The sequence below is a fragment of the Sphingobium sp. C100 genome, assembly GCF_000508185.1.
Lineage (GTDB): Bacteria > Pseudomonadota > Alphaproteobacteria > Sphingomonadales > Sphingomonadaceae > Sphingobium.
Genome location: NZ_AYOY01000047.1, coordinates 1 through 7,849, shown reverse-complemented (window position 1 = coordinate 7,849; position 7,849 = coordinate 1). Strand labels below are relative to the sequence as shown.

The window sequence follows — 7,849 nt, the reverse complement described above, 5'->3', positions numbered from 1 at the left end:
GGCGGTGGAGCGCGACCGTCGCTGCCTGCCCGCGCTGGCGGAGTTGTCGGAGGCTTTCCCCGGCCAGCTTCGCGTCATTTCCGGCGACGCCATGCAGGTCGATGCGAGGGCCGAAGCCGGCGAAGGCGCCCATATCATCGCCAACCTGCCCTATAATGTCGGCACGCCCCTGCTGGTCGGCTGGTTGTCGGCGGACTGGCGCCCGCTGCCCTGGTGGGCCAGCCTGACGCTGATGTTCCAGTTGGAGGTGGCCGAACGGATCGTGGCGAAGCCGGGCTCCGACCATTATGGCCGACTGGCCGTCCTGTCCCAGTGGCGCAGCGACGCGCGAATCGCGATGAAGGTGCATCGCAGCGCCTTCACCCCGCCGCCCAAGGTGATGTCGGCCGTTGTCCACATCACGCCCAAACCGGCGCCAGAGGGCGTGGAGATCAAATATCTGGAACGGCTGACCGCCGCGGCCTTCGGCCAGCGGCGCAAGATGCTGCGGCAGAGTCTGAAAGGGCTGCCCGGCGCGCTGGCGGCGCTGGAGGCCGAGGGGATAGACCCGCAGCGTCGCGCGGAAACGCTCAGCGTCGAAGCGTTCGTCGCCGTCGCCCGCAGGCTGAGCCAAGGCTGAAGCTCAGTTCCATTCGCCGTCGATCTCGGCGATTTGATCGTCAATGTCGCGCAGAGCGTCGGCGCGGGCTTCGGCCGGCATCCGGGTCGCGGCGATCTGGGCGCGGGCCGCGAGCAGGCCCTTGCGCGCCGCCGCCGTGCCCATGCGCGCGGCATGTCGCGCCTGCGCTTCGATTGCGCGTTCGCAGATTCGGACGCGGATATGCCGCTGGCCATTGGCATCCACGGTTTCGCGACGGCTGGTGATATCCTTGCCCTCGCATCCTTCGCGAACGTCGACGATCGGCACCATGCGCGCGATTTCGGCCTCGGTGGGAATGCGATGAGTCACGACCCGGCCATTGGCATGAGTGACGGAGATCTGCCCTTTTTCGCGTTGCACGCGCACGGGCGGCACGGGGGCAACGGGCGGGATCGGCGCGACCATGTCGGCGGCGGGCGGGACCGGCGGAACCGGGGCGATCGGCGCAGGCGGCGGCGCGGGGATCGGATCGGCCTGGCTCATCCTATCCGGTTCGGCGGACGCCGCAGGAGCGGCGGGGACGGCCGGGGTGGCTGCGGCGGCCGGGATGCTGACCTGCGCCGGCTTGGCGACCAGATCGGTCAGCCGCGCAAGGTCGGCATTCTCCATCGTTCCGGTGATCGCCGCCATCTGCTGGGCCGCGCGGCTGCCTGACGCGGTCAGCGCAAGGCCGGTGGCGGTAACCAGCGCGACAGCCGCCATGCCCCAGCTGATGCGGCGCAGCGATGTTTCATGAGTCGACAGCATTTTCAGCCTCCCTTTGAGCGTGGCGAGACGAGTGAGATGGCAGGCCCCGGCAAATTGCCGGCCGCCCGCGGCCTTCAAAATGGCGCGGCCATAGGCATGGGCCTGGTCGCTGCCGTAGAGCGAAAGGACGCGCGCGTCGCAGGCGGTTTCCTGGTCGGCACGATAAGCGCGGTAGGCGATCCAGGCGATCGGATTGCACCAATGCACCGCCAGCAGCAGCAGCGCGATCATGTTGGCGGCAAGGTCGCCCCGTTCATGATGCGCCCGTTCATGGGCGATCGCCATATCCTGTTCCTGCGGATCATAGCGCAGGGCGAAATCGGCCGGCAGGACGATATAGGGCCGGATGATGCCGAACGCGAGCGGACCGGACGCCTGCGGGCTGGTGACGGTGCGGATGCGGCCTTCCTCGCCGATCAGGGTCGCCCCGCGCAATATATGGCGGCGAAAGCGCGCATAGCCCACGGCCTGAAGGATCAGGAAAGCGACCAGCCCGGTCAGCCAGAGCGCAATGCCGATTTCCAGCAGGGGCAGGTCCGGCGCGGCGTCGATGGCCGCTCCGGCGGGCGCATTGGTCAGCATCGCGGGCAAGCCGGACTGGCCGACCGCGACATGGAGCGGCGAAGGATCGGCGACCGTATCCGGCAACGCCGGCAACAGCATCCGCGCCAGCGGCAGCGCCCAGAGCATATAGGCCGCCCCCGCCCCCAGCCAGCGCGCGACCGGCCGCCGCAGCATCATGACCAGCGCCATCAGCAAGGTGGTGGCGATCAGGGTTTCGGCCAGCCAGACGCTCATGATTTCAGCCCTTTCAGGATTTCCTCAAGCTCGGCGATATCGTCCGCCGTCAACTGGTCCTGGCTCGCAAGCTGGGCAATCAGCGGCGACACCCGTCCCCCGAACAGGCGGTTCACCAACCGCCCGGATTCACTGGCGACATAATCGTCGCGCGCGACCATGGGCCGATAGAGAAAGCGGCGGCCATCCTGATCGGCGGCGATCACGTCCTTGGCCATCAAGCGCGACAAGAGGGTCTTGACCGTCTGCACGCTCCAGTCACGGCTCGCGATCACGCGATCGGCGACATCATTGGCGGTTTGCGGCGATGCTTCCCACAGCGCCTCCATCACCACCAGTTCCGCTTCGCTGATCTTCTCGCTCACGTTTCGCACTCGACTCGCCTATTCCAACTACAGTTGTAATCGCACTGATTACAGCTGTAGTCAATCGACGATTCGGACATGGTCGGAAAGGCGCGCCGCTGCCGTCGGGCGCGGCGCTTCAGCGGCTGGACGTCGCGATCCGCAACCCGAAGACCGGCCGGCGATCCGCCGGGCGCGGCGCGGGCGCACGGGCGGCGCCATGCTCCTGCGGAGGCGAGGGATATTGGGATGTCAGCGCAGACGCATAGACAGGCTTGTCGGGCGCCTTGGCCGGCCCGGCGGCCTTCATCACTTCATCGACATTGATGGGTTTTTCGAATTCGACACCGAATTGCTTGTCTCGGACCCAGGCCACACGGGCCGGAATGACGAAGCGTCCGCGTGTCAGCACGATGCGGGTGCCGACCTCCGGGGCGGGGCCTTGCACTTTCGCACCGCCTGCCGAAATGTCCCGGATGCGCACCATCTGTACGTCCGAAAGCGTACCTTCGGCTTCCAGGTTGGCGTCCATGAAGACATTGGCGCGCTTGGGGCGTTCAGGGTGGTCCATGATCCTTCTCGCAATGATGAGCGGCAAGAGGAAGACGAGGCGCTATTCGATGCGCCGTCAGGATTCGATGCCATGACGGTGCATCCACTCCGGTTCCTCATCTGAACAACAGATTAGCACGCATATGGGTCCAAAGCCATGCCGAGAGCCATGGTATCGGCAGCCCGACCCGCCTCAACGCGGGCCAGAAAAGGTCGAGGCCCGGTCCTGCTTGCGCAGGCCGAGCCTCATTCCCTCTCCAAAGGCGTCAGGCGATCAGCCGTCGTAATCGCCGCCGATATTCTGGTTGCGCGGCGGCGCGGCGGCGGTCAGGCGCAGGGCCTCCGCCGATTGGGCGATCGAGCCGATTTCGTCAGGCGTGTCGTCATCGTCAATCTGCACCTTCTGGAGCGAACCGACGAGCGAATCATGCAAATCCACGGGAAGCACCGTCTCTTCCGCTATTTCCCGCAGGGCGACGACCGGATTCTTGTCGCGATCGCGATCAAGCGTCAGTTCGGCGCCACCGGAAATCTCCCGCGCGCGCTGGGCGGCGAGAAGGACGAGGTCAAAGCGGTTGGTAACCTTGTCGACACAATCTTCGACGGTAACGCGGGCCAAACAGGGCCTCCTGAAAACAACGGAAGGAAATCGTGAAGCTGCTGCTTAGCAGCCATGTCGCGGAGAGTCAATGAAAAGGCCATAAAGCCATGGCCAGAGAGAAGCGAAAGAGGCATGAAGCGATATGGCGACCGTCAAGCCCGCCCTCCCGTCCCGGTCCGACCCTGCGCAGGATGTGCGCGCCAGGCTGGACGGCAATGATCTGCGCCTGATTACGCAGGGACCGGCGCTGCGCGACGCGCTGGTCGCGCTGATCGACGGCGCGCGCGCCAGCCTGAAACTCTATTATTATATCTTTGCCGCGGATGACAGCGGGACGCTGGTGCGCGATGCGCTGGTCGCGGCGCGGCGGCGTGGGGTGGCGGTGACGCTGATGGTCGACGCGTTCGGCTCAGGCCGCACGCCGAACCATTTTTTCGCGCCGCTGGTCGATGCAGGCGCGCATTTCGGCCGCTTCGGCGCGCGCCGCTCGACCCGCTACCTGATCCGCAACCATCAGAAGATGGCGATTGCGGACGATGAGCGGCTTCTGATCGGCGGCTTCAATGTCGAAGATGGCTATTTCGGCATACCGGCGGAGGATTGCTGGCGCGACCTTGGCCTGTGGATCGAAGGCAGCCAGGTCGAGGCGATGACCCTCTGGTATGGCCAGCTCTGGCGCTGGGTCTCGACGAAGAAGCAGCGCTTCCGCACATTGCGGCGCATGGTGCGGGATTGGCATCCGGTCCTGCACCATGATGCGGCCGGGCCGTTCCGCTGGCTGATCGGAGGCCCCACCCGCCGGCTCAGCCCATGGGCGCAAGTCGTCAAGCATGATCTGGAACGGGCGCAGCGGGTGGACATGATCGCCGCCTATTTTTCGCCGGGCCGCGGTATGCTCAAACGCATCGCCCGGGCCGCCCGGCGCCGGGGCGCGCGGATCATCCTGCCCGCCAAATCCGACAATGGCGCCACCGTCGCGGCGGCGCGACTGCTCTATGGACCGCTGTTGCGGCGGGGGGTGGACATCGCCGAATATCAGCCCTGCAAACTGCATATGAAGCTGATCGTCATTGATGACGCCGTCTTCGTGGGATCGGCCAATTTCGACATGCGCAGCCTGTTCCTCAATCTGGAGGTGATGCTGCGGATCGAGGATGCGGCCTTCGCCACCGCCGTCCGCGCCTTCATCGCGCGGGAAGCGGAGCAAAGCCGCACTATCACCTTGGCGGAACACCGCGCCGGCCGAACCTTCCTTACCCTGCTCAAACAGGGGATCAGCTATCTGCTCGTGGGCGTGCTGGACTATACCGTCACGCGGCGCCTGAACTTCCGCAATCCCGACGCGGATTGAGGAGCAAGCGGCCTTCCTCCCCTCCCCGCCCCGACGGCATTACCGCCCCGCGCCCTCCAGGACGCGGACTTCGCCGGTCGGATAGCCTTTTTCAGCCATTTCCTTCGCATAATCGCCACGGGCGTCGGCCAGTTCGGCGCGATATTCCTCCCAGGCGTCGCGATTATCCTCCGCATCGGACGATCGACGCAGATCCTTGGTCAATTCCTTGCGCGCTTCGGCCAGATCGGTCTGATAGTTGAACCAGTAATCATTCTGCACGCCGGCGATCGGCGCCTGATAGACGAGCTGGTCCTCGACCTGGGCCAACTGTTCCTCATAGCTGACCGGCCCCTCGGGGCTTTGGGCCAGCGCAACGGCGGGCGCGAGACCCAGCAGGGCGGCACCCAGAAATGTCGATCGGATCATCGGTTCTTCTCCTCTTGGCTGATCTGAACCATGCCTCCACAACGCCCGGAGCCCGGCCCTTTGCGCCTGAACGGATATGCAGAATGGACGAGCCGGGCGCGCGCAGCGACGGAGCGAGCGCCGCCCAACACTTCAAGAGACCGTTCTAATTGATGAATATCAGGCAGTTGCGGCTATCGGACCACCAGATAAAAGCCCGCCGGCGCCGCCCCGCCATTTTCGATCACGATGTCAAAACGTTCGGTGAACAGCGGCATCCAGGCACAGTCCGCCTGCGGGTCGCCGACCGGCTTGGCGCACAGGGTTTCGCCATCGGCGCCCTGCACCCGGATCGACAAATGACCCGCACCACCTGCAGGCGCGACCAATATCTGCGCGCGCTGCCCGCCCAGGAACAACTGGCGCATGGTCATGCTGCCCCCCGGCACGATCGATCCACGCCGATAGGCGGGGCCGAGCGCCCTGCCGCGAAAGGCCAATGCCGGCTGGGCTACGCCATGGTCCTGCGCCTCCCGCGTCCACAGTCTGGCAAGATCCTCCTGCCCCTCGGCCGGCGTGGCGCCCAGCGCCGTCAACATCTGCGCCCGCGCGCGCAGCGCCGCATGATCGCCGCTCGCCAGCGCCGCATCTCCCTCCATCAGGGTGCGCAGAACCGGGTCCGGCGGCCCCATGTCGGCGGCCGGCATGGCTGGCGCGACCATGGCAACGAAGAGCGGCAGCAACAGCCTGATCATGAAACCTCCTCCCGCTGGAGCACGAAACGCGCACCGGGCGCGGCGTCCTCCACATGCAGCGAGAGTTCATGCCGCTCCGCGATCGCCAAGGCAAGGGACAGGCCCAGGCCATGCCCGCCATCGGGCGCGCCCTCCAGCCGGACATAGCGTTCAAAGACGCGCTCACGGTCGGCCGCGGGAATGCCGGGTCCGTCATCCTGCACGACAATGCGCGGACCGGGCGACAATTCCAGCGACACCGTCCCGCCGCTCGGCACATATTTGAAGCCATTGTCGAGCAGGTTGGACATCAACCGCATCATCTGCATCGGATCGGCGCGCAGCATCACGCCGGGCGTGATCCGTGCATGGAAACCGATGCCCAGTTCCTCAGCGCTGGCGCCGTATAGATCGGCCAGGCTTTCGGCGATGTCGCTCAGATTGACTTCGGCCAGGCCCCGCATGTCGCCGCGCATCGCCTGCGTGCCCGCAATGTCGAGCAGGGAATCGAGCAGCCGCACCACGCCGCGAATCTCCGCGCGGGACTGGTCGAGCGTGCGCAGCAGCATCTCGTCCCGGGTCGCTTCCATCGCTTTGAGGATGCGGGTGTCGAGATGCATCAGCGGCGTACGGATTTCGTGCGCGGTCTGGTCCGACACCGCCCGCTGCGCCTGGATCAACCGCTCCACCTGATCCAGCATCGCATTGGTGTTGGCGGCCAGTTCGGTCAGTTCGTCGGTGTCGCCCGCGCCGGGCACGCGCGCCTCGATATGGCCGGCCCGCACCGCCGTAAAGGTGGCATTCACCGCCCCCACCCGCACGCGCAGGCGCCGCGCGGCGAAATGGCCCGCGGCCAGGCTCAGCATCGCGATCAGCGCGCCCGCCGCAGCGAAGGCCATCGCCAGCCGGCCAAGCAGGGCCTGCCCACGATAGTCGCTGCGCCCGACCACCAGCCGCGTGTCCGGGCCGAGCCGGGTCGCGCGGGCGAACATCCGCGTTCCGTCGGGCAGAGACACGAAGCGCGCCTCCGACACTTCGGGCGCGATCGCGGGCCAGCGGTCGAGATTGCCGGCGATCGGGCGCCCTTCATCGTCGGCCAGCAAATACCAGACCCGCTCACCATCCTGCCGCTGCACGACGAACCGATCGGCGATCCGCGCCTTCAGTTCCTCATTGCCGCTGCTGACATAGATGTCGGCCAGGCCGGCCAGATCGGTATCGACCTCCCGCGCCAGCATCGTCCGGCCGTCATTGTCGACGATCTGGCGGACGACCAGGAACAAGGCCAGGGTCGAAAGCAGGCTGACCAGCAGCGCCGACAGCGTGACCCGGCCGAAGACCGACCGGAACAGGCCCGGCCTAGCCACCGGCCGCGTCGGTCCGGGCGATCAGCCGGTATCCCGTGCCCCATACGGTTTCCAGCACGGGGCTGTCGAACCCGTCCTCCAGCTTGCGGCGCAGGCGGCCGACATTGACATCGACGACGTTGGTCTGGGGGTCGAAACTCAGCTTCCACACATGGCGCAGCAGCATCTCGCGCGTCACCACTTCACCCGCATGGTCCATCAGATAGCGGAACAGTTCGAATTCCTTGGGCGACAGCGGCAGGTGCCGCCCCTGGCGAAAGGCGGTGCGCGCCTTCACATGGCATTCCAGGTCGCCGAACAGCAGCACCGGCTCATGGCTGCGCCGGCG

Annotated in this window: 10 protein-coding genes; 2 read left to right on the top strand and 8 right to left on the bottom strand. The window is 66.3% G+C overall.

Annotated features, from left to right (window positions below; genetic code table 11):
• Nucleotides 1-619, top strand: a 619-nt coding sequence (locus C100_RS29795; RefSeq protein ID WP_024018701.1) for a ribosomal RNA small subunit methyltransferase A, incomplete at its 5' end; no start/stop codon positions are given.
• Between the two features lie 3 nt (nt 620-622).
• Here the strand turns inward: C100_RS29795 and C100_RS29790 are convergent.
• The 4 genes from C100_RS29790 to rpoZ all read right to left on the bottom strand — a co-directional run bounded on the left by C100_RS29790 (nt 623) and on the right by rpoZ (nt 3,700).
• Nucleotides 623-2,185, bottom strand: a complete 1,563-nt coding sequence (locus tag C100_RS29790; protein ID WP_024018700.1) for a M56 family metallopeptidase — start codon at nt 2,183-2,185, stop codon at nt 623-625.
• Nucleotides 2,182-2,550, bottom strand: a complete 369-nt coding sequence (locus C100_RS29785; protein WP_031308775.1) for a BlaI/MecI/CopY family transcriptional regulator — start codon at nt 2,548-2,550, stop codon at nt 2,182-2,184. The genes C100_RS29790 and C100_RS29785 overlap by 4 nt, the downstream gene beginning before the upstream one ends.
• A 118-nt stretch (nt 2,551-2,668) precedes the next feature.
• The gene (locus tag C100_RS29780; RefSeq protein WP_024018698.1) at nt 2,669-3,100 is read right to left on the bottom strand and encodes a PilZ domain-containing protein; all 432 of its coding nucleotides are present in this window, start codon (nt 3,098-3,100) and stop codon (nt 2,669-2,671) included.
• A gap of 255 nt (nt 3,101-3,355) precedes the next feature.
• Nucleotides 3,356-3,700, bottom strand: a complete 345-nt coding sequence (gene rpoZ / locus C100_RS29775) for a DNA-directed RNA polymerase subunit omega (RefSeq protein ID WP_024018697.1) — start codon at nt 3,698-3,700, stop codon at nt 3,356-3,358.
• Nucleotides 3,701-3,824: 124 nt separating this feature from the next.
• Between rpoZ and C100_RS29770 the strand changes: the two genes are divergently transcribed.
• The gene (locus C100_RS29770; RefSeq protein WP_024018696.1) at nt 3,825-5,033 is read left to right on the top strand and encodes a phospholipase D-like domain-containing protein; all 1,209 of its coding nucleotides are present in this window, start codon (nt 3,825-3,827) and stop codon (nt 5,031-5,033) included.
• A 39-nt stretch (nt 5,034-5,072) separates the two neighbouring features.
• On the opposite strand, the gene C100_RS29765 is transcribed toward C100_RS29770, so the two are convergent.
• The 4 genes from C100_RS29765 to C100_RS29750 all read right to left on the bottom strand — a co-directional run.
• Entirely contained in the window at nt 5,073-5,441 is a 369-nt protein-coding gene (locus C100_RS29765) for a hypothetical protein (RefSeq protein WP_024018695.1), read from the bottom strand.
• Nucleotides 5,442-5,614: 173 nt separating this feature from the next.
• Nucleotides 5,615-6,175, bottom strand: a complete 561-nt coding sequence (locus tag C100_RS29760) for a hypothetical protein (protein WP_024018694.1) — start codon at nt 6,173-6,175, stop codon at nt 5,615-5,617.
• Nucleotides 6,172-7,521 carry a sensor histidine kinase gene (locus C100_RS29755; RefSeq protein ID WP_024018693.1) on the bottom strand — a complete coding sequence of 450 codons (1,350 nt, stop codon included), beginning with the start codon at nt 7,519-7,521 and terminating at the stop codon, nt 6,172-6,174. Before C100_RS29755 ends, C100_RS29760 begins: the two co-directional genes overlap by 4 nt.
• On the bottom strand, nt 7,514-7,849 hold a 336-nt coding region (locus C100_RS29750; RefSeq protein ID WP_024018692.1), incomplete at its 5' end, for a winged helix-turn-helix domain-containing protein. The genes C100_RS29750 and C100_RS29755, both read right to left, overlap by 8 nt.

Excerpts from the sequence above, each read along its gene's own strand:
- C100_RS29790 (WP_024018700.1), bottom strand. The coding sequence starts at position 2,185 with ATGAGCGTCTGGCTGGCCGAAACCCTGATCGCCACCACCTTGCTGATG.
- C100_RS29780 (WP_024018698.1), bottom strand. The coding sequence starts at position 3,100 with ATGGACCACCCTGAACGCCCCAAGCGCGCCAATGTCTTCATGGACGCC.
- C100_RS29770 (WP_024018696.1), top strand. The coding sequence starts at position 3,825 with ATGGCGACCGTCAAGCCCGCCCTCCCGTCCCGGTCCGACCCTGCGCAG.
- C100_RS29765 (WP_024018695.1), bottom strand. The coding sequence starts at position 5,441 with ATGATCCGATCGACATTTCTGGGTGCCGCCCTGCTGGGTCTCGCGCCC.
- C100_RS29760 (WP_024018694.1), bottom strand. The coding sequence starts at position 6,175 with ATGATCAGGCTGTTGCTGCCGCTCTTCGTTGCCATGGTCGCGCCAGCC.